Origin of the sequence: Streptococcus sp. ZY19097 (assembly GCF_040731245.1) — a bacterium.
Lineage (GTDB): Bacteria > Bacillota > Bacilli > Lactobacillales > Streptococcaceae > Streptococcus > Streptococcus orisratti.
Window position 1 is genome coordinate 1301579 of the sequence record NZ_CP160400.1, and the last position, 18693, is coordinate 1320271.

At 38.9% G+C, this 18693-nt stretch carries 18 protein-coding genes; 15 read left to right on the top strand and 3 right to left on the bottom strand.

The annotated features are described in order from the left end of the window. The first annotated feature begins 37 nt into the window (after window positions 1–37). The 9 genes from ABZ559_RS06695 to ABZ559_RS06735 all read left to right on the top strand — a co-directional run bounded on the left by ABZ559_RS06695 (window position 38) and on the right by ABZ559_RS06735 (window position 6577). Window positions 38–184, top strand: coding sequence for a hypothetical protein (locus ABZ559_RS06695; RefSeq protein WP_273404561.1), 147 nt, complete (start codon window positions 38–40; stop codon window positions 182–184). A gap of 145 nt (window positions 185–329) precedes the next feature. Next, complete coding sequence (locus ABZ559_RS06700; protein ID WP_245538850.1) at window positions 330–536, top strand: aspartyl-tRNA synthetase; 207 nt, start codon at window positions 330–332, stop codon at window positions 534–536. 1 nt (window position 537) lies between these two features. Next, a complete protein-coding gene (locus ABZ559_RS06705; protein WP_018376222.1) occupies window positions 538–750 on the top strand; it encodes a helix-turn-helix transcriptional regulator in 213 nt (70 codons plus the stop codon). Then, window positions 747–1511: a DUF3169 family protein gene (locus tag ABZ559_RS06710; RefSeq protein WP_367005646.1), complete on the top strand. Its 765-nt coding sequence runs from the start codon at window positions 747–749 to the stop codon at window positions 1509–1511. The genes ABZ559_RS06705 and ABZ559_RS06710 overlap by 4 nt, the downstream gene beginning before the upstream one ends. Window positions 1512–1527: 16 nt before the next feature. After that, window positions 1528–2214 carry a type II CAAX endopeptidase family protein gene (locus tag ABZ559_RS06715; RefSeq protein ID WP_367005647.1) on the top strand — a complete coding sequence of 229 codons (687 nt, stop codon included), beginning with the start codon at window positions 1528–1530 and terminating at the stop codon, window positions 2212–2214. A gap of 117 nt (window positions 2215–2331) precedes the next feature. Further along, window positions 2332–3354, top strand: coding sequence for an N-acetyl-gamma-glutamyl-phosphate reductase (gene argC, locus ABZ559_RS06720; RefSeq protein WP_367005649.1), 1023 nt, complete (start codon window positions 2332–2334; stop codon window positions 3352–3354). Window positions 3355–3377: 23 nt separating this feature from the next. Further along, window positions 3378–4571: a bifunctional ornithine acetyltransferase/N-acetylglutamate synthase gene (gene argJ / locus ABZ559_RS06725; protein WP_277290859.1), complete on the top strand. Its 1194-nt coding sequence runs from the start codon at window positions 3378–3380 to the stop codon at window positions 4569–4571. Window positions 4572–4706: 135 nt separating this feature from the next. Continuing rightward, complete coding sequence (argB, locus tag ABZ559_RS06730; protein WP_367005650.1) at window positions 4707–5450, top strand: acetylglutamate kinase; 744 nt, start codon at window positions 4707–4709, stop codon at window positions 5448–5450. Beyond that, window positions 5447–6577, top strand: coding sequence for an acetylornithine transaminase (locus ABZ559_RS06735; protein WP_367005651.1), 1131 nt, complete (start codon window positions 5447–5449; stop codon window positions 6575–6577). The genes argB and ABZ559_RS06735 overlap by 4 nt, the downstream gene beginning before the upstream one ends. A gap of 44 nt (window positions 6578–6621) precedes the next feature. On the opposite strand, the gene nrdF is transcribed toward ABZ559_RS06735, so the two are convergent. The 3 genes from nrdF to nrdH form a co-directional block, all read right to left on the bottom strand. Next, on the bottom strand, window positions 6622–7581 hold the full coding sequence (nrdF, locus tag ABZ559_RS06740) for a class 1b ribonucleoside-diphosphate reductase subunit beta (RefSeq protein WP_018376216.1): 960 nt from the start codon (window positions 7579–7581) through the stop codon (window positions 6622–6624). A gap of 179 nt (window positions 7582–7760) precedes the next feature. After that, window positions 7761–9920, bottom strand: coding sequence for a class 1b ribonucleoside-diphosphate reductase subunit alpha (nrdE, locus tag ABZ559_RS06745; protein ID WP_367005653.1), 2160 nt, complete (start codon window positions 9918–9920; stop codon window positions 7761–7763). A 20-nt stretch (window positions 9921–9940) separates the two neighbouring features. Beyond that, window positions 9941–10165, bottom strand: coding sequence for a glutaredoxin-like protein NrdH (gene nrdH, locus ABZ559_RS06750; protein ID WP_018376214.1), 225 nt, complete (start codon window positions 10163–10165; stop codon window positions 9941–9943). Between the two features lie 265 nt (window positions 10166–10430). On the opposite strand from nrdH, the gene acnA reads away from it, so the two are divergent. The 6 genes from acnA (at window position 10431) to ptsP (ending at window position 18437) form a co-directional block, all read left to right on the top strand. Continuing rightward, window positions 10431–13094 carry an aconitate hydratase AcnA gene (acnA, locus tag ABZ559_RS06755; protein ID WP_367005654.1) on the top strand — a complete coding sequence of 888 codons (2664 nt, stop codon included), beginning with the start codon at window positions 10431–10433 and terminating at the stop codon, window positions 13092–13094. A gap of 2 nt (window positions 13095–13096) precedes the next feature. Next, complete coding sequence (locus ABZ559_RS06760; protein ID WP_018376212.1) at window positions 13097–14215, top strand: citrate synthase; 1119 nt, start codon at window positions 13097–13099, stop codon at window positions 14213–14215. Window positions 14216–14224: 9 nt separating this feature from the next. Then, window positions 14225–15400 (top strand): NADP-dependent isocitrate dehydrogenase, encoded by a 1176-nt coding sequence (gene icd / locus ABZ559_RS06765; protein ID WP_317334875.1) that lies wholly within the window; start codon window positions 14225–14227, stop codon window positions 15398–15400. 89 nt (window positions 15401–15489) lie between these two features. Then, complete coding sequence (locus ABZ559_RS06770) at window positions 15490–16287, top strand: putative ABC transporter permease (protein ID WP_273404530.1); 798 nt, start codon at window positions 15490–15492, stop codon at window positions 16285–16287. Window positions 16288–16437: 150 nt separating this feature from the next. Continuing rightward, window positions 16438–16701, top strand: a complete 264-nt coding sequence (locus ABZ559_RS06775) for a phosphocarrier protein HPr (protein ID WP_003064009.1) — start codon at window positions 16438–16440, stop codon at window positions 16699–16701. Window positions 16702–16703: 2 nt separating this feature from the next. Further along, a complete protein-coding gene (gene ptsP, locus ABZ559_RS06780; RefSeq protein ID WP_367005656.1) occupies window positions 16704–18437 on the top strand; it encodes a phosphoenolpyruvate--protein phosphotransferase in 1734 nt (577 codons plus the stop codon). Window positions 18438–18693 lie beyond the last annotated feature (256 nt).

The window sequence follows — 18693 nt, forward strand, 5'->3', positions numbered from 1 at the left end:
GCTAATGAACACTCAGATAAAAAGAAGAGGAAATAGCATGAAATCATTAAGAGATCTTATTGTTGCCATTGTCTTAGGAATTCTTGTTTTTGTTATTTTAAAATCTCTTTTAAGCCTACTAGTACTGTTGATTTTTATTGGATTAGCTTATCTGATTTTGCGAGAACTATTTAAGACAAGTTAGTGAGGGAACTATGGAAATATTTAGAATAGTGAGTTTTCCTATACTTGGTTTCGTATTTATCCTAACTATTATAGCTTATGATAAATGCCAAAAATTGGAAAAACAACTGAAGAAAATAAAACGTCAACAAAAAGGAGATAGGAGTATGTCACGACTTATTACAAATTTAATTGGTCAGAAAGTTAACATCGTCATGGAGGATGGAAGATTAGAATGGGAGATTTTAGATGTTGACGGCGATTGGGTATATCTTGAGCGAACAGATAAAAAAGGAAATCGAACAGAAAAATATATTCCGATTGATGCTATTTACTCTATTGAACGTTTAACTTTGGCGAACGAGGGGAAGTAATATGATTGAACTAAAAAATCGTCTCAAGGAACTACGAGCCAGAGACGGTATCAATCAGACTCAGTTGGCGAAGTTGGCTGGTATTTCTAGACAGACCGTCAGTCTGATTGAGCGTAATGAATACACACCGTCGATTGTTATCGCTTTCAAGATTGCAAAAATCTTTGGAGAACCTGTTGAAAATGTTTTTAGTCTAATGGAGGAAGAGAAATGAAAACGAAAAAACAAAGTGGAGCTGTAATGAGGTTCTTGAAACAGTTGTTTATTGGAGGTTTAATTGGTGCTGTTGCTGGTGGACTTATTGGTTTTGGTTCTGGTTATTTTGAACTTGATAAAAAAGGTTTGCCTTTTTCGCAGGAATCAGTCATCGCTATTTTAACATCTGCTTTACGGATTGTATATGTGGTTAGTCTGCTCTTATCTGTATTTTACATTTATCAAGTGGTAAAAGATTATAAACGTTACCAAACCTTACCTGATGAAGATTCAGAAGAACTTTACCGTAGCATAAATCGTAAGCATTCTTATGCAGTAGTATTTAATGGTGTGACAACAGTTCTTGCTACAGTTAGTTTCTTACTATCTTTTCAATTCACTTTTGGGATAGGCAGGGCTGAACTATCTTTCCCTATTTTTGACTTTGTCTTTGTCATGGTTGCGGGTATTTTTCAGTCTTATCTTCTCAAAGTGTATAATCGTATTCGCGACATTAAAATGCCACTTGTCCCAACTTTGAAGGAATTAAAACAGAATATTATGCAGATGGATGAAGCAGAATTAGAAGTAAACTATAAGATGGCTTTTGATATTGTTATGAATCTAAGCGGTGCTATTTTACCTTCTATATACCTTATTCTCTTTTTCTGGTCCTTCATTACTCAAAAAGTTGAAGTCACAGGAATCTTGGTTGCGGCAGTGATTCATCTTTATATTATGGTTAAAAACTTCAAAATGACTAAAGAATACTACAAATAATTCTGGAGAAAATATTATGAAACTAGTTTTAAACTTTTTAAAAGTATTTTGTTTAATTGTATTGTCGTTAATCTGTAATGTCATCCCTATGATCCTTTTACAGTATCAAAATAAGCTTTCGTTAGCTGCCAAATGGGGCACGGGTTTGGCTTACATTGTTTTTGTTGTTCTTGTCATATATTTTTTGTGGAAAGCTCACAAGAAATATGAACCAGTAGAGGTAGCTAGTCAAAAAATGACAGCTAAAGATTTTGGTATCGCTCTGCTATTTTTCCTAGCCGCTAGGGTGGTTGCGATAGTCGGAACTTTAATCAATCAAGCATTATCGGGGCAGCAAACTACGGCCAATGACGCTGCTTTGCAAGGTCTGACGGCTTTCTTCAAAAATGGCTTCTTCCTTTACACGATACTGTATGTTCTCGTGGTTGGGATTGTCGGTCCAATCATTGAAGAATTGGTCTACCGTGCCTTCCCAGATCATCTCTTGTTTAAACACAGTCATAAAATTGCAGCAGGAGTTGTAACAACAGCAATTTTTGCTTTTCCTCACGCCACAACAATTCCTGAATTTATCCTTTATGCTGCAATTGGTGCTATTTTGTATCTAGCTTATGCACGTCGCGGGAATATCAAAGATTCTATGATGGTACATGTTCTTAACAATCTCCCTAGCGCTATTTACTTCCTCTTTATCTCTCTGTAAAATAATAAACTCTATAGAAGATGCTCAAAGAAATTTGAGTATTTTTTCATTTTCTCTTGACAAATGAATAAAAATACATTAAACTAATCAACATAATTATTCAAAGGAGAGAATAAAATGAAAGTGTCAATCGTTGGTATAACTGGCTATAGTGGTTTAGAATTGGTCAAAATTTTGAATAATCATAAGTATGTGGAGGTTGTTTCGATTCATGCTACCAAAGAAATTGGCCGACGATTGTCAGAACTTTATCCTTATTTGTTGGGAGTTTGTGACCTTGAAATTGAAGTTTTTGATGCCCAAGCAATTATGGAGAAGGCGGACTTAGTTGTTTTTGCAACACCTTCAGGTGTTGCAAACCAGTTAGTTGATAGTTTTGTGGCACATGATTTTCCTGTATTAGATATCTCAGGGGATCATCGCCTGCCTGCAGCAGTTTATGAAAAATGGTATAAAAAAACAGCGTCAACTCCTCAAACTCTGAATAAATTTACATATTCTTTGGCAGAATTTACAGAAATCAAAGGTAAGAAATTTATTGCTAATCCTGGCTGCTATGCTACAGCAACAGAACTGGCTTTGATACCCTTGATTCAAGCCAATGTTATTGACCTAGATAGTATTATTGTTGATGCCAAATCTGGATTAACAGGTGCTGGTAAGGCTTTGTCAGAATCTAGTCACTTTGTTAATGTTCACGATAATTATGTGACCTACAAACTCAACAAACACCAGCATATTCCTGAAATTGTACAAGAATTAAAACGTTTTGATGAGAATTTAGAACACATCCAATTCTCAACCTCGCTTTTGCCAGTTAATAGAGGAATTATGGCGACCTGCTATGTTAAGCTCAATCAGACTTTAACTGAGTGTGATATTGCTGAGATTTTTGAAAGCTGTTATGCTGACAAACCTTTTGTCCGTATTCAAGATAGTCTACCAGAATTGCATAACGTCATTGGTTCTAATTTTACGGATATTGGCTTTGCATACAATGATACAACCAATGTTCTAACAGTTATTGCAGTTATCGACAATCTGGTCAAAGGAGCTGCTGGCCAAGCTGTACAAAATCTTAACCTTATGATGGGATGGGAAGAGACAGAAGGATTTCCTATGACCCCAAGTTACCTATAAGTCAGATAAGGAGGAACTAACACATGAAAGTAATTAACGGAAATATTGCCAGCCCGCTTGGTTTTTCAGCTGATGGTTTACACGCTGGTTTCAAAAAGAAAAAACTTGATTTTGGTTGGATTGTCTCAGAGGTGCCAGCCAGTGTAGCTGGAGTCTATACCACTAACAAAGTTATCGCAGCCCCGCTTATTGTTACCAAAAATTCTGTCACCAAGTCTAAAAAAATGAAAGCTGTAGTAGTGAACTCTGGGGTTGCTAATTCTTGCACCGGCATTCAAGGCATGGATGATGCCTATACCATGCAAAAGTGGACAGCTGACAAATTAGGTGTGGATCCTGATTGGGTAGGAATTGCCTCCACTGGTGTTATTGGGGAATTGCTGCCGATGGAAATCCTTAAAACTGGATTATCGAAATTAGTGGTAAATGGTAACTCGGATGATTTTTCGAAAGCTATTTTGACGACTGATACCTGTGTTAAAACAATTGCTATTACAGAAATGTTTGGACGTGATGAAGTCACCATGGCTGGTACTGCTAAGGGGTCTGGAATGATTCATCCCAATATGGCAACGATGTTAGCTTTCATTACCTGTGATGCTAATATTTCCAGTGATACATTGCAACTAGCGCTCAGTAAAATAGTTGAGACAACTTTCAATCAGATCACTGTAGATGGTGATACCTCTACCAACGATATGGTTTTGGTAATGTCGAATGGTTGCACCTTGAACCCAGAAATCTTACCAGATACACCAGAATTTGAAAAATTCTCAGCCATGCTTTATTTTGTTATGCAAAGTTTGGCAAAGAAAATTGCTAAGGATGGTGAAGGTGCAACCAAGCTGATTGAAGTAGAAGTGATTAATGCTCCAGATACTTTAGATGCTCGTATGATGGCAAAATCAGTTGTTGGTTCCAGTTTGGTGAAAACTGCTATATTTGGTGAAGATCCTAATTGGGGAAGGATTTTAGCAGCTATTGGTTATGCGGGAATAGATATCCCCGTTGATAATATTGATATTTACTTGGGCGCAATTCCTGTAATGTTTCAGTCAAGCCCGGTGCATTTTGATGATGAAGAAATGCAAGACGTTATGCATGCAGATGAGATTAAAATTACGGTGGATCTGCACGCTGGAGATGCAAGTGGTATGGCTTGGGGCTGTGATTTGTCCTATGATTATGTTAAAATCAACGCCCTCTATCGGACTTAATACTCAATGAAAATCAAAAGTAGCCTAGGAAACGAAGCCGACGATAGAACTTGAGTTCATCAAGGCAAGTTGACAACGGATAATTTTGATTTTCGAAGAGTATAACCAATCTATTGGGCTTAAAAGGGAAAACTTATGAAAGAAATCATTGTCATCAAAATCGGAGGAGTAGCCAGCCAACGACTGGATGCCGCGTTTTTAAACCAAGTGAAAACATGGAAGCAAGAAGGGAAACAGTTGCTTATCGTCCACGGTGGAGGCTTTGCTATTAATAAGCTTATGAAGGAACGTCATGTTCCAGTGACAAAAATCAAGGGACTTCGAGTGACTAGTCTCAAGGACATGCAGTTAGTTAGTCAAGCTCTGTTAGATATCGTTGGTCACGACCTGACCAAAAAGCTGAATCAATCCGGAGTAGATAGTGTTCAGCTCCGTGCAGATTTAGAAAAAGTTGTAGAAGCAAAGTTTTTAGATCAGGCTACCTATGGCTTTGTTGGACAGGTTAGCCAGATTCATATCAAGCATCTTAGACAAATGTTGGCAGATGACATGGTTCCTGTCCTAGCATCTCTGGGCTATACCACGGACGGTCAAATGCTTAATATCAATGCCGATTATTTGGCGACTGCTGTTGCTACAGCTTTATCTGCCAATCAGCTTATTCTAATGACAGATGTCAAGGGAGTCTTGGAAAATGGAGCCGTGCTAGACAGCTTAAGCGTGCAGGCGGTACAGGATAAGATTGATCAAGGAGTTATCACGGGTGGCATGATTCCCAAAATCGAAAGCGCAGCAAACACAGTTTTAGCAGGAGTTGGTCAGGTTAGGATTGGTGATAACCTTGAAACAGGAACGGTTATCTGCAAGGAGGCAAAATGAGTAAACTATTTCAAAATTATAAACGGGCAGACATTGAATTTATTAAAGCAGAAGGTAATTATTTGTTGGACGCTCAAGGAAAAAGATATCTAGACTTTTCTTCAGGAATCGGTGTCACCAACTTAGGATGTCATCCACAGGTAAAGTCTGCCTTGCAAAAACAGGTGGATTTGATTTGGCACCAGCCTAATCTTTACCAGAACAGTTTGCAAGAAGAAGTTGCACAAAAATTGATTGGAGACAAAGATTATCTGGCATTTTTCTGCAATAGTGGAGCTGAAGCTAATGAAGCAGCTATTAAAATTGCTCGCAAAGCTAGTGGCAAACAGAAAATCATTAGCTTCCAAAATTCTTTTCATGGCAGAACCTTTGGTTCAATGTCAGCTACAGGACAAGATAAAATCAAGGAAGGCTTTGGAGATGGCGTTCCTCACTTTGCTTATGCTAAGTACAATGATTTGGCTAGTGTTATTTCTCTAGTTACAGATGACACGGCTGCAGTGATGCTTGAGTTGGTTCAAGGAGAATCTGGGGTGCAGCCAGCTCGAAAAGATTTTGTTAAAAATTTGTCAGAATTTTGTCAATCTCAAGGAATTTACCTCATCGTTGATGAGGTCCAGACGGGGATGGGAAGAACAGGAAAACTTTTTTCCTTTGAACATTATGATATTGAGCCAGATATCTTTACGTTAGCTAAAGGTCTTGCCAATGGTGTACCTGTTGGTGCCATGCTTGCAAAATCAAGCTTAGGGTCTGCTTTTTCGTACGGCAGCCATGGTTCGACTTTTGGTGGGAACAAATTGGCCATGGCAGCAGCTTCTGCTACACTTGATGTTCTAAAAACACCAGAATTTTTGAAAGAAAGTATGGAAAAAGGTATCTATCTTCAAGAGCAACTCAGACATGCACTCGCGGATAAAGTCAGTGTGACACAAGTCCGAGGATTGGGGAGTATGATTGGTATTGAGACAACAGCGTGCTTGACAGATTTGGTAAAAGCTATGCGAGAGAAGGGATTGATTGTTCTAACTGCTGGAACTAATGTAATTCGTTTGTTACCTCCTTTAACCTTGAGTAAAGAAGAGATGGAAAAGGGAGTCTCGATTCTTGCAAGTGTATTTTTTTAGGTTTAGAAAAAATCCCATCTTTAGGAGACGGGATTTCTCAAAATTTATAATCCAAAATTGTAATCATCATCTTGCATGGCTTCAACAGTTCCAAGCAAATAACCATTTCCAACTTGGCTGAAGAAGTCGTGGTTAGATGTTCCTGTTGAAATCCCGTTCATGACGATTGGGTTGACATCGTTAGCGGTATCAGGAAAAAGGGGATCTTGTCCCAGGTTCATGAGAGCCTTGTTGGCATTATAGCGAAGGAAAGTCATGACTTCCTCGGTCCAGCCCACTCCGTCGTAGAGGGTCTTGGTGTAGAGTTCCTCGTTTTCATAGAGTTGGTAGAGTAGGTCGTACATCCAGTCGCGGAATTCGTCTTGTTCTTCTTCCGGCAATTCATTAAAACCGAGCTGGAATTTGTAGCCGATATAGGTTCCATGGACAGACTCATCACGGATAATCAACTTGATAATTTCAGCAACGTTGGCAAGTTTGTTATTTCCAAGATAGTAGAGCGGTGTGAAGAAACCAGAATAGAAGAGGAAGGTTTCAAGATAAGTTGATGCTACCTTTTTTTGTAAAGCTGTGCCATTTTCATAAATATCGTTAATGATTTTAGCCTTCTTCTGAAGGTATTCGTTGTTATTTGTCCATTCGAAAATGTCTTCGATCTCTTTCTTGGTATTAAGGGTTGAAAAGATTGAAGAATAAGATTTGGCATGAACGGATTCCATGAATTGGATGTTGTTAAGGACTGCTTCTTCGTGAGGAGTGCGTACATCCGCACGAATAGCTTCCACACCAGATTGAGACTGCATGGTATCAAGTAGGGTCAATCCGCCAAAGACTTTGCCCACAAGATCTTTTTCTTGGACAGATAATTTACGCCAGTCATCCAAATCGTTTGATAGCGGAATACGCGTATCTAACCAAAATTGTTCTGTCAATTTTTCCCAGGTTGACTTATCAATCACATCTTCAATTTCATTCCAGTTTATCGCTTGATAGTAAGTTGTCATGTTTATCTCCTAGTTGAGTGAGAATGGGTGCTAGCTCATCCTTATTGGTTAGCGTGTCAAACATAGGAGACTTAGTTCCAAGTTTCTAAAAAGTTACGACACGGAATAAAAGTCCCCATAATGTGACTTTTATGCAGTTAGTAAGGTAGCTAGCTAATTCGCCAGTAGTTCTTGCTACGTTAAATCACACAGCTTTCACATTGGTTTGATCCGACTTCTTCACCATCATCGGTAAAGGTTCGGACGTAGTAGATTGATTTGATGCCTTTGTTGTAGGCATAATTACGAAGAATTGAAAGGTCACGGGTTGTTTGTTTGCTTTCAGTTTTCCATTCGTAGAGTTCTTTTGGGAGCTCGCTGCGAAGGAAGAGTGTCATTGACAGACCCTGATCCACGTGCTCAGTTGCAGCAGCATAGACATCAATCATTTTGCGCATATCCATGTCGTAGGCTGATGTGTAGTAAGGAATTGTGTCAGTTGACAGGCCATTAGCAGGGTAGTAAATTTTACCGATTTTCTTTTCTTGACGTTCTTCGATACGTTGCGTGATTGGGTGAATAGAAGCAGAGCAGTCATTGATATATGAGATAGAACCATTTGGTGCAACTGCTAGGCGATTTTGGTGATAGAGTCCATCTTTCATAACAGCCTGACGTAGAGCTTCCCAGTCCTTTGCCTGAGGAATAAAGTGTCCTTCAAAAAGTTCTTTCACTCGATCAGTTTTCGGTACAAATTGACCTGTCACGTATTTATCAAAGTAAGTGCCATCTGCGTATTGGGATTTTTCAAAGTCTGCAAATGTCGTTTGACGTTCGCGAGCAATGTTATTGGATTCTACCAAAGTCCAGTAGTTCATAAGCATGAAGTAAATATCAGTGAACTCGATAGACTCAGGGCTACCATATTCAATGTGATGTTGTGCTAGGTAACTGTGCAGTCCCATAGCACCAAGTCCAAAGGTATGCGCCTGACTATTGCCATATTTAACAGTTGGGACAGCGTCAATACTTGATGAGTCTGTGACGAAAGTCAGTGCACGCGTCATTGCCTTGATGGAACGTCCAAAATCTGGCGAGGTCATCATGTTAACAATGTTTGTCGAACCAAGGTTGCAAGAAATATCAGTTCCCATCTTCACAAATTCTTGTGCATCATTAAGTTGGCTTGGTGTTTGCACTTGAAGGATTTCAGAACAAAGATTTGACATGATAATTTTGCCATCAATAGGATTGTGGCGATTGGCGGTGTCGATGTTAACGATATAAGGATACCCTGATTCTTGTTGAAGTTTTGAAATCTCAGTTTCTAAATCACGTGCTTTAATTTTAGTTTTGGTGATTCTTGGATTAGCTACAAGTTCATCGTACTTTTCAGTAATATCAATGTAATTGAAAGGAACACCATATTCCTTTTCGACAGTGTACGGACTAAAAAGGTACATGTCTTCATTGTTACGTGCTAGCTCGTAAAATTTATCTGGAACAGTCAGACCAAGTGAGAGGGTTTTGACACGTACTTTTTCATCGGCATTTTCTTTCTTGGTTGATAAAAAAGCGATGATGTCTGGGTGGAAGACGCTGAGGTAAACAACACCAGCTCCTTGACGTTGACCAAGTTGATTTGAGTAAGAGAAACTATCTTCGAAAAGTTTCATGACAGGAACAACTCCAGAAGCTGCGCCAGCATAGCCTTTAATAGGAGCACCAGCCTCACGTAAATTGCTGAGGCTAATCCCAACACCTCCTCCGATACGAGACAATTGCAAAGCCGAATTAATTGCACGACCGATTGCGTTCATGTCGTCTGTGACTTGAATGAGGAAACAAGAGACCAATTCACCGCGGCGGCTTCGTCCAGCGTTGAGGAAGGAAGGTGTCGCAGGTTGGTAGCGTTGATGGATCATCTCCATAGCCAAATCTTCTGCAAGCTGCTCAATACCATCAGCAAAATAGAGGGCATTGAAAAGGACGCGATCTTCGATACTTTCAAGGTAATAATCACCATCATTGGTTTTCAAGGCATATTGTTGGTAAAATTTGTAAGCAGCCATGAAAGATTTGAAGCGAAACTTTTGCGATTGCAGGAGTGCTGCCAGTTTTTCGATGAAGTCAGGTGAGTATTTGCTGATAAACTCACGCTCAATATAGTCCTCTTCAATCAGATAGTTGATTTTATCAGTAATGCTGTCAAATACCTTGGTGTTTGGTTTGACATTTTCAAGAAAAAAGGCACGTAGGGCTTCTCTGTCTTTGTGGAGAGGGATTTTACCATCAACTGGACGGTTAATTTCATTGTTCAGGCGGAAGTAGGAAACATCGCCGAGATTTTTAAGAGTCATGGTGTAAAAATTCCTTTATGTTAGATGATTTCTTTTAATTTATTTGGTTGAAAGCCTGAAAAGACAATATCACCTGCTTCAATAACAGGCGCAGAAGTGAAACCAAGACTTTTCACGTAGTCGATTTTTTCTGGGTGTTCATCAATGTTGATTTCAACAAAATCAGCACCTTCTTTTTCTAAAAATTTTTTTGTCATTTTGCATTGCATGCAGTTGTTTTTTGAAAAGATAGTGATCGTAGCCATCTTGTACTCCTTTATAAAAGTAATCCCTTTTTGGGAAACAGTGATGTAACTAGGATATACAAAATGAACGGAAAAAGCAAGCGATTTATCTTGGAAAACACAATATCTAGTATTAGAAGAACATGAAAGCACGAAATATTGTGGTATAAAGTTTTTTAACAGAAGATGTGACATAATATAACATTACAAAGAAAAAATATTGACTAAATATTCAGAAAGTAGTATAATTTATCCAACTATCTATTTACATTTTTGGGGGTTTGATATGACAGATTATCGCTCGTCACTTTCTTTTAACAATCATGATTATTCTTTTTTTGATATTAGAAAAGCTGTGGCAGAGAACGGTGGGAATTTAGAAAAGCTTCCCTACACTATTCGAATTTTACTTGAAAGTTTATTAAGAAAAGAAGACGGAGTAGATGTGACAAAAAATCACATTAAGAATTTAGTGAATTATACTCCAGAATCTCCGCAAGGAGAATTACCCTTCAAGCCAAGTCGTGTCATTTTGCAAGATTTCACAGGTGTTCCCGTGGTTGTTGATTTAGCTTCTATGCGTGATGCCATTGTTAAAAATGGTGGTAATCCCGATTTGATTAATCCTGAAATCCCAGTTGATTTGGTAATTGATCACTCTGTTCAGGTTGACTTTTACGGATGTGATACAGCCCTAGAGGATAATATTAATTTAGAGTTTAAACGTAATAATGAGCGCTATGAGTTTCTAAAATGGGCTGAAAAGTCTTTTGAAAATTATCGTGCCGTTCCACCTGCAACGGGGATTATCCACCAAGTTAACATCGAATTTTTAAGCGATGTTGTCATCGAAAAAGACAGTCTCCTTTACCCAGACTCTATGTTTGGGACAGATAGCCATACGACTATGATTAACGGTATTGGTGTTCTTGGTTGGGGTGTCGGTGGTATTGAAGCTGAGGCGGCTATGCTCGGAGAAGCATCATATTTTCCAGTTCCAGAAGTCATAGGTGTTCGTCTAGTTGGCAAATTACCTAAAATTGCAACTGCAACTGATTTAGCTCTTAAAGTTACTCAGGTGTTGCGTCAAGAAAAAGTTGTTGGAAAATTTGTCGAGTACTTTGGTGATGGCTTATCACATCTTAGTCTTGCCGACCGTGCGACAGTTGCTAATATGGCGCCTGAGTACGGAGCAACTTGTGGTTATTTTCCAATTGATGATGAGACACTTAATTATATGCGTTTGACCAATCGTGATGACAATCACGTTGCTTTGACAGAAGCTTATGCAAAAGCAAATCATTTGTTCTATAATCCAAATATTCAAGCAGAATACACTAAAGTTGTTGAGATTGATTTGTCAACCATTTCCCCATCTATCTCTGGTCCAAAACGTCCACAAGATTTGATTGATCTTACTGAGGCTAAACAAACTTTCCAAGAGAGCTTAATCCGAGAGGCAGGTGTCCAAGGATTTGGTTTGGGAAATGATGAAATCAATAAAACCGCAACGGTTCATTTTAACGACCATGATGAAGAAATAAAGACAGGTCATGTTGCTATTGCAGCCATCACATCATGTACAAATACTTCTAATCCTTATGTGCTCATGTCGGCAGGACTTTTGGCACGAAACGCTGTTAATAAAGGTCTGAAAGTTTCTCCAACGGTCAAAACCTCATTGGCACCTGGTTCTAAAGTTGTTACAGGTTATCTTAAAAATTCTGGTCTTCAGTCTTATCTTGACAAGCTTGGTTTCAATCTTGTTGGATATGGTTGTACCACATGTATTGGAAATTCAGGAAATCTTCGTCCAGAAGTTGCAGAAGCAGTTGTTAATTCAGATTTACTAGTATCTGCAGTTTTATCTGGAAATCGAAATTTTGAAGGGCGTGTCAATCCACTTGTCAAAGCAAACTTCCTTGCTAGCCCACCACTTGTGGTTGCCTATGCGTTAGCTGGTACAACAAATATCGATTTGACAACCGAGCCGCTTGGTTTTGATGATAATGGCAAAGCTGTTTATCTGACAGATATTATGCCAAGTAGCGACGAAGTATCAGCATTTGTTGACGAGTATGTAACGCGCGAACTATTTGAGAAAGAATATGAACATGTTTTCTCAGACAGCGACAAATGGAATCAGATTCCAACTGAAGAAAGTAAAAGTTATAGTTGGAACAAAGAATCTACCTATATTCAAAATCCACCTTACTTTGATCACCTGGGAGAAGATTTATGTATCAAACCTCTAAATAATCTCCAAGTATTGGCAAAATTTGGTGACACGGTTACAACCGACCATATTTCACCTGCAGGTAATATTGCTAAAAATAGTCCAGCAGCCCGCTATTTAGATGAGCATGGTGTAGCCTACGCAGACTTTAATTCTTATGGTAGTCGTCGTGGTAATCATGAAGTGATGATGCGCGGAACTTTTGCCAATATTCGAATAAAAAATGAATTAGCGGATGGAAAAATCGGCGGTTATACCAAATATCGTGGAGAAGTCATGCCAATTTATGATGCTGCCATGAACTATAAGGCCGACCAAATTGATACCTTAGTCATTGCAGGAAAAGATTATGGTATGGGCTCAAGTCGTGACTGGGCTGCCAAAGGATCAAACTTGTTGGGGGTTAAGGCAGTCTTAGCTGAATCTTTTGAACGTATTCACCGATCAAATCTTGTTATGATGGGAGTTCTTCCTTTGCAGTTCCTTGATGGTGATACTGCAGAAAGTCTTGGGCTAACTGGTTACGAAACATATGATATCAAACTTTCAGAAAATCCAGGCATTCAGGATATTGTTGATGTCATTGCTCGTGATGAAAACGGAGAGAAGACTTTTAAAGTCTTGGTTCGTTTTGATGCTGATGCCGATATTCGTTACTATAAAAATGGTGGTATTTTGCCTATGGTTGTTAGAAAAAAATTAGAAGGAGCGTAAGAATGGGAGAAGAAAACGGGCTTAAAGATCAGATTGCCTGCAACACGCGAATTAGTGCCATTATTGATGACGATTTGTCTTATGCAGGTTATAATATTTCTGAATTGATGGACAACAATGCGAGTTTTGAAGAAGTCATTTATCTTCTTTGGAACTTACATTTACCAACGCAGATTGAATTGAAGCATTTTGTCGATGAATTACGTGCAAATTATGCTATCTCTGATGCAGTTGAACAATGTATTTTAATTCAATCTCGCCGTCATTTGCACCCTATGAGTGTCTTGCGTTCTACAGTCAGTCTTCTGGGGGTTTATAATATCAATGCCGAGGACAATTCTGTTGAAGCAACCTATGAGCAATCTATTCAGTTAATGGCTAAAATGCCAACTATAATAGCTACTTTTGCACGATTAAGGATGGGTTTAACACCCGTAGAACCTAGGGAGGATTTAGGTTTTGCAGCAAATTTTCTTTATATGTTAAACGGTGAGGAGCCTACACCTCTTCAAGTTACTGCGCTGAATAAAGCCCTAGTCCTTCACGCTGATCATGAATTGAATGCCTCTACATTTGCGGCGCGTGTGACAGCATCAACATTGACAGATATCTACTCTTGCGTAACCACTGCTATTGGAACACTCAAGGGTCCTCTTCATGGCGGTGCAAACGAAAAAGTATTTGATATGCTCAGAGAAATCCGCGAACATGGAAATACCGAGGTTTATTTGAAAGAAAAGTTGGATTCACAAGAAAAAATCATGGGATTTGGGCATCGCGTTTATAAAACGCAAGATCCTCGTGAAAAATACCTTCGTGAAATGGCGCAGCAATTGACACAAGGAACAGAAGATGAAGTGTGGTTCAATCTATCATGTGAAATTGAAGCCTATATGAAGAATACTAAAGGGTTGATTCCAAATGTTGATTTTTATTCAGCTACGGTTTATCATGTTTTGGGAATTGACAGTAGTATTTTTACGCTGATTTTCGCTATGAGCCGTGTCTCTGGCTGGATTGCTCACATTCAAGAGCAACAAAAAAATAACAAGCTCATTCGACCACGCTCACATTACATCGGTCAATTGAATTTAGAATACATACCAATTGGTAAGCGCTAAGGGGGATTTATGGCAAACAAAATTTGTTTTGAAAATGGTCAACTAAATGTTTCTGACAACCCAGTTATTCCTTTTATTGAAGGTGATGGTGTTGGACGAGATATTTGGAAAAATGCTCGTGCTGTCTTTGATGCAGCTGTTGAGAAAGCCTACGATAGCCAAAGAAAAGTTACTTGGTTAGAAGTCTTGGCGGGGAAAAAATCTTTTGATGAAACAGGTAGTTGGTTACCTGAACAAACTTTATCTACAATCAAGGAGCACTTAGTTGCTATCAAAGGTCCTCTGGAAACACCTGTAGGAGGAGGTATCCGCTCACTTAATGTTGCCCTTCGTCAAGAGTTAGACCTCTTCGCTTGTGTTCGACCTGTTCGTTACTTTAAAGGAATTGAAAGTCCGTTAAAAAATCCTGAAAAAACTAACATTACTATTTTCAGAGAAAATACGGAGGATATTTATGCAGGTATCGAATGGGAAGCTGGAACGGCAGAAGTTACTAAGGTTATCGATTTCTTGCAAAATGAAATGAAAGTTAGTAAAATACGTTTCCCACAAACGTCCAGCATTGGCATCAAACCTATTTCAGTAGAAGGAAGTGAGCGTCTTATCCGCTCTGCTATCGAATACGCCTTGACCAATCAGCTGACTAAGGTTACCTTAGTACATAAGGGGAATATCCAAAAATTCACCGAAGGTGGATTTCGTAAATGGGGTTATGAATTAGCCAAACGTGAATATGCCAAAGAACTCGAAAGTGGTAAATTAGTTGTTGATGACATCATTGCGGATAATTTTCTTCAACAAATTTTGCTCAGACCAGAGCGCTTTGATGTTGTTGCCCTGACAAACCTTAACGGTGACTATGCTAGCGATGCTTTGGCTGCTCAGGTTGGTGGCATAGGCATTTCACCAGGTGCAAATATTAACTACCTGACGGGACATGCTATTTTTGAAGCAACTCACGGCACTGCACCTGATATTGCAGGTCAAGATTTGGCCAACCCATGCTCTGTCCTTTTATCTGGTTGTATGCTTTTTGACTACCTTGGGTGGACAGAAGTGTCAGAAAAGATAAGTAAGGCTATTGAAACAGCCTTTGCAAAGGGATATTTCACAGCTGATCTTGCAAATGGCAAAGCTTCATACAGTACTAGTGAATTTGCACAAAAAGTCATTGAAAATCTCTAATGCAAAACACCTCCTGAATGAGTTTAGGGAGGTGTTTTGCAATATTTAATTAAAAAGGATATAATCAAGGACGAGAAAGGTTGGAAACTATGATTTATTCAATATCAGAAATAATTTATCTTTTTCTCTTCTATTCTTTTGTTGGGTGGCTATGGGAAACAATTTACTGTTCCATTTTAGATAAGCGCTTTACCTACCGAGGTTTTCTGGTTGGACCGTATTGTCCCGTTTATGGTTTTGCAGTGACGACCGTTTTACTTTGTACAACTCCCTTTCAAAAGAGTTGGTTAATGCTGTTTTTAAGTGGTATGTTGATTGCGACAGCCTTCGAGTATCTAGCGGGCTGGTTTTTAGAAACATTTTTCCATATGAAACTTTGGGACTACAGCCATGAGTTCGGAAATATCAAAGGTAGGATTGCCCCGAAGATTTCACTTTTTTGGGGATTCGGTATTTTGATTTTGGTTAATTTTATCCACCCCCATGTCATGGATTTGCTATTAAGAATTGATGAAAAATGGTCTCTCTTGGTAGTGCTTGTCATGGGAGCAGACTGTGTCTGGACAGTAACAGATACAGCGAAGTTCCATCAAGCAGCTCTTGCCTTTGAAAAGCAGATTCATCGTGAGCAGGAAAAATTTCAAGCATCACTTCATCAACAATTTGATGATTTGAACCAGCAAGCAGAACTTTTAAATCAACATTTTGAAGAATTAAAAGATAACTTATTAGATTTTGTTAAGGAAAGAAAAATTAAACCCTTTAAATTTAATCAGCGCCGCTTGTTGAAAAATTACAGTAAATTCAGAGCTGCGGATGCTCCATTAGTGACAGAAATGCACAAACAAATTGCTTTAATTAAAGGAAAGATTACAAAAAAAGATTAGTCTTGATTGTTATGTAAACCCTTTTTCATGAATTATTTTCAGAAAAAACGTTCTAAAGATTGAAAATCAAAATTCATTGTGCTATAATCTTTAATTGTAAGGGTTATCATAGGATAATTCAAAAATAACACAATAAAAGGAGAATCCATTATGGCTTCTAAAGATTTCCACATTGTTGCAGAAACAGGTATTCACGCACGTCCAGCTACTTTGCTTGTTCAAACAGCTAGCAAATTTGCATCAGACATCACTTTGGACTATAAAGGTAAAGCAGTTAACCTTAAATCAATTATGGGTGTTATGAGTCTTGGTGTTGGCCAAGGTGCAGATGTTACTATCTCAGCTGAAGGTGCAGATGCCGACGATGCACTTGCTGCTATCGAAGAAACAATGACTAAAGAAGGATTGGCTTAATTATGACAGAAATGCTTAAAGGAATCGCCGCCTCTGATGGCGTTGCTGTTGCTAAAGCATATCTACTCGTTCAACCGGATTTGTCTTTTGAAACTACTACAGTTGAAGATACAAATGCAGAAGAAGCTCGCCTTGATGTCGCATTACAAGCATCGCAAGACGAGCTTTCTGTTATTCGGTCGAAAGCAGTGGAAACGCTTGGCGAAGAAGCAGCTGCTGTGTTTGATGCTCACTTGATGGTTCTTTCTGATCCAGAAATGATTAGTCAAATTAAAGAAACTATCCGTGCTAAGCAGACAAACGCAGAAACAGGACTTAAAGAAGTAACTGATATGTTCATTACTATCTTTGAGGGAATGGAAGATAATCCGTATATGCAAGAACGCGCTGCAGATATTCGCGATGTGGCAAAACGTGTTCTGGCTCACTTACTTGGTGTTAAACTCCCAAATCCTGCGACTATTGATGAAGAATCAATTGTTATTGCACATGACCTAACTCCATCTGATACTGCTCAGTTGAACAAACAATTTGTTAAAGCTTTTGTTACTAATATCGGTGGTCGTACAAGTCACTCAGCTATCATGGCTCGTACACTCGAGATAGCTGCGGTATTGGGTACAAATGATATCACTAGCCGTGTTAAAGACGGTGATGTTGTCGCTGTTAACGGTATCACAGGTGATGTTATCATCAACCCAACGGATGAACAAATTGCTGAATTCAAAGCAGCTGGTGAAGGTTATGCGAAGCAAAAAGCTGAATGGGCTCTTCTTAAAGATGCTAAAACAGTTACAGCTGATGGCAAACATTTCGAACTAGCTGCAAACATTGGGACACCTAAAGACGTTGAAGGTGTTAATGACAATGGTGCAGAAGCAGTTGGTCTTTACCGTACTGAGTTCCTTTACATGGATTCTCAAGACTTCCCAACTGAAGATGAACAATACGAAGCATATAAAGCAGTACTTGAAGGCATGAATGGCAAACCAGTTGTGGTTCGTACTATGGATATCGGTGGAGATAAGGAACTTCCTTACTTCGATCTTCCGAAAGAAATGAACCCGTTCTTGGGATTCCGCGCTTTGCGTATTTCTATCTCTGAGACTGGGGATGCGATGTTCCGCACACAAATCCGTGCTCTTCTTCGTGCATCAGTTCATGGTCAATTGCGTATCATGTTCCCAATGGTTGCCCTTCTTAAAGAATTCCGTGCAGCTAAGAAAGTATTTGATGAAGAAAAAGCTAACTTGCTTGCTGAAGGTGTAGCAGTAGCTGATGACATTCAAGTTGGTATCATGATCGAAATTCCAGCGGCAGCAATGCTTGCTGACCAATTTGCTAAAGAAGTTGATTTCTTCTCAATTGGTACAAATGACCTTATCCAATACACAATGGCTGCAGACCGTATGAACGAACAAGTATCATACCTCTACCAACCATATAACCCATCAATCCTTCGTTTGATTGCTAATGTTATCAAAGCTGCACATGCAGAAGGCAAATGGGCTGGTATGTGTGGTGAAATGGCTGGTGATCAACAAGCTGTTCCACTTCTTATGGGTCTTGGCTTGGATGAATTCTCAATGTCAGCAACATCAGTTCTTCGTACACGTAGCTTGATGAAGAAACTTGATACTAAGAAAATGGAAGAATACGCTAACCGTGCGATTACAGAATGCGGTACAGCAGAAGAAGTTCTTGAATTGGCCAAAGAATACGTTAACGTTGACTAGTGTCTCCAGTTCTCATGGAACTTAGTTTCATTTTCATAAGTGATAAGTAACTATATACAAAAACAGGCACTGTCTACTCCTTGTCTTTCGATGACATAAGTAGATAGTGCTTTTTTGAGTGACTTAGAAAAGCTTGTAAATTGATTAATGGGTAGAATTTGAACGATTAATACTCTTCGAAAATCAAAATTATCCGTTGTCAACTTGCCTTGATGAACTCAAGTTCTATCGTCGGCTTCGTTTCCTAGGCTACTTT

Excerpts from the sequence above, each read along its gene's own strand:
- ABZ559_RS06695 (WP_273404561.1), top strand. The coding sequence starts at position 38 with ATGAAATCATTAAGAGATCTTATTGTTGCCATTGTCTTAGGAATTCTT.
- ABZ559_RS06700 (WP_245538850.1), top strand. The coding sequence starts at position 330 with ATGTCACGACTTATTACAAATTTAATTGGTCAGAAAGTTAACATCGTC.
- ABZ559_RS06705 (WP_018376222.1), top strand. The coding sequence starts at position 538 with ATGATTGAACTAAAAAATCGTCTCAAGGAACTACGAGCCAGAGACGGT.
- ABZ559_RS06710 (WP_367005646.1), top strand. The coding sequence starts at position 747 with ATGAAAACGAAAAAACAAAGTGGAGCTGTAATGAGGTTCTTGAAACAG.
- ABZ559_RS06715 (WP_367005647.1), top strand. The coding sequence starts at position 1,528 with ATGAAACTAGTTTTAAACTTTTTAAAAGTATTTTGTTTAATTGTATTG.
- argC (WP_367005649.1), top strand. The coding sequence starts at position 2,332 with ATGAAAGTGTCAATCGTTGGTATAACTGGCTATAGTGGTTTAGAATTG.
- argJ (WP_277290859.1), top strand. The coding sequence starts at position 3,378 with ATGAAAGTAATTAACGGAAATATTGCCAGCCCGCTTGGTTTTTCAGCT.
- argB (WP_367005650.1), top strand. The coding sequence starts at position 4,707 with ATGAAAGAAATCATTGTCATCAAAATCGGAGGAGTAGCCAGCCAACGA.
- ABZ559_RS06735 (WP_367005651.1), top strand. The coding sequence starts at position 5,447 with ATGAGTAAACTATTTCAAAATTATAAACGGGCAGACATTGAATTTATT.
- nrdF (WP_018376216.1), bottom strand. The coding sequence starts at position 7,581 with ATGACAACTTACTATCAAGCGATAAACTGGAATGAAATTGAAGATGTG.
- nrdE (WP_367005653.1), bottom strand. The coding sequence starts at position 9,920 with ATGACTCTTAAAAATCTCGGCGATGTTTCCTACTTCCGCCTGAACAAT.
- nrdH (WP_018376214.1), bottom strand. The coding sequence starts at position 10,165 with ATGGCTACGATCACTATCTTTTCAAAAAACAACTGCATGCAATGCAAA.
- acnA (WP_367005654.1), top strand. The coding sequence starts at position 10,431 with ATGACAGATTATCGCTCGTCACTTTCTTTTAACAATCATGATTATTCT.
- ABZ559_RS06760 (WP_018376212.1), top strand. The coding sequence starts at position 13,097 with ATGGGAGAAGAAAACGGGCTTAAAGATCAGATTGCCTGCAACACGCGA.
- icd (WP_317334875.1), top strand. The coding sequence starts at position 14,225 with ATGGCAAACAAAATTTGTTTTGAAAATGGTCAACTAAATGTTTCTGAC.
- ABZ559_RS06770 (WP_273404530.1), top strand. The coding sequence starts at position 15,490 with ATGATTTATTCAATATCAGAAATAATTTATCTTTTTCTCTTCTATTCT.
- ABZ559_RS06775 (WP_003064009.1), top strand. The coding sequence starts at position 16,438 with ATGGCTTCTAAAGATTTCCACATTGTTGCAGAAACAGGTATTCACGCA.
- ptsP (WP_367005656.1), top strand. The coding sequence starts at position 16,704 with ATGACAGAAATGCTTAAAGGAATCGCCGCCTCTGATGGCGTTGCTGTT.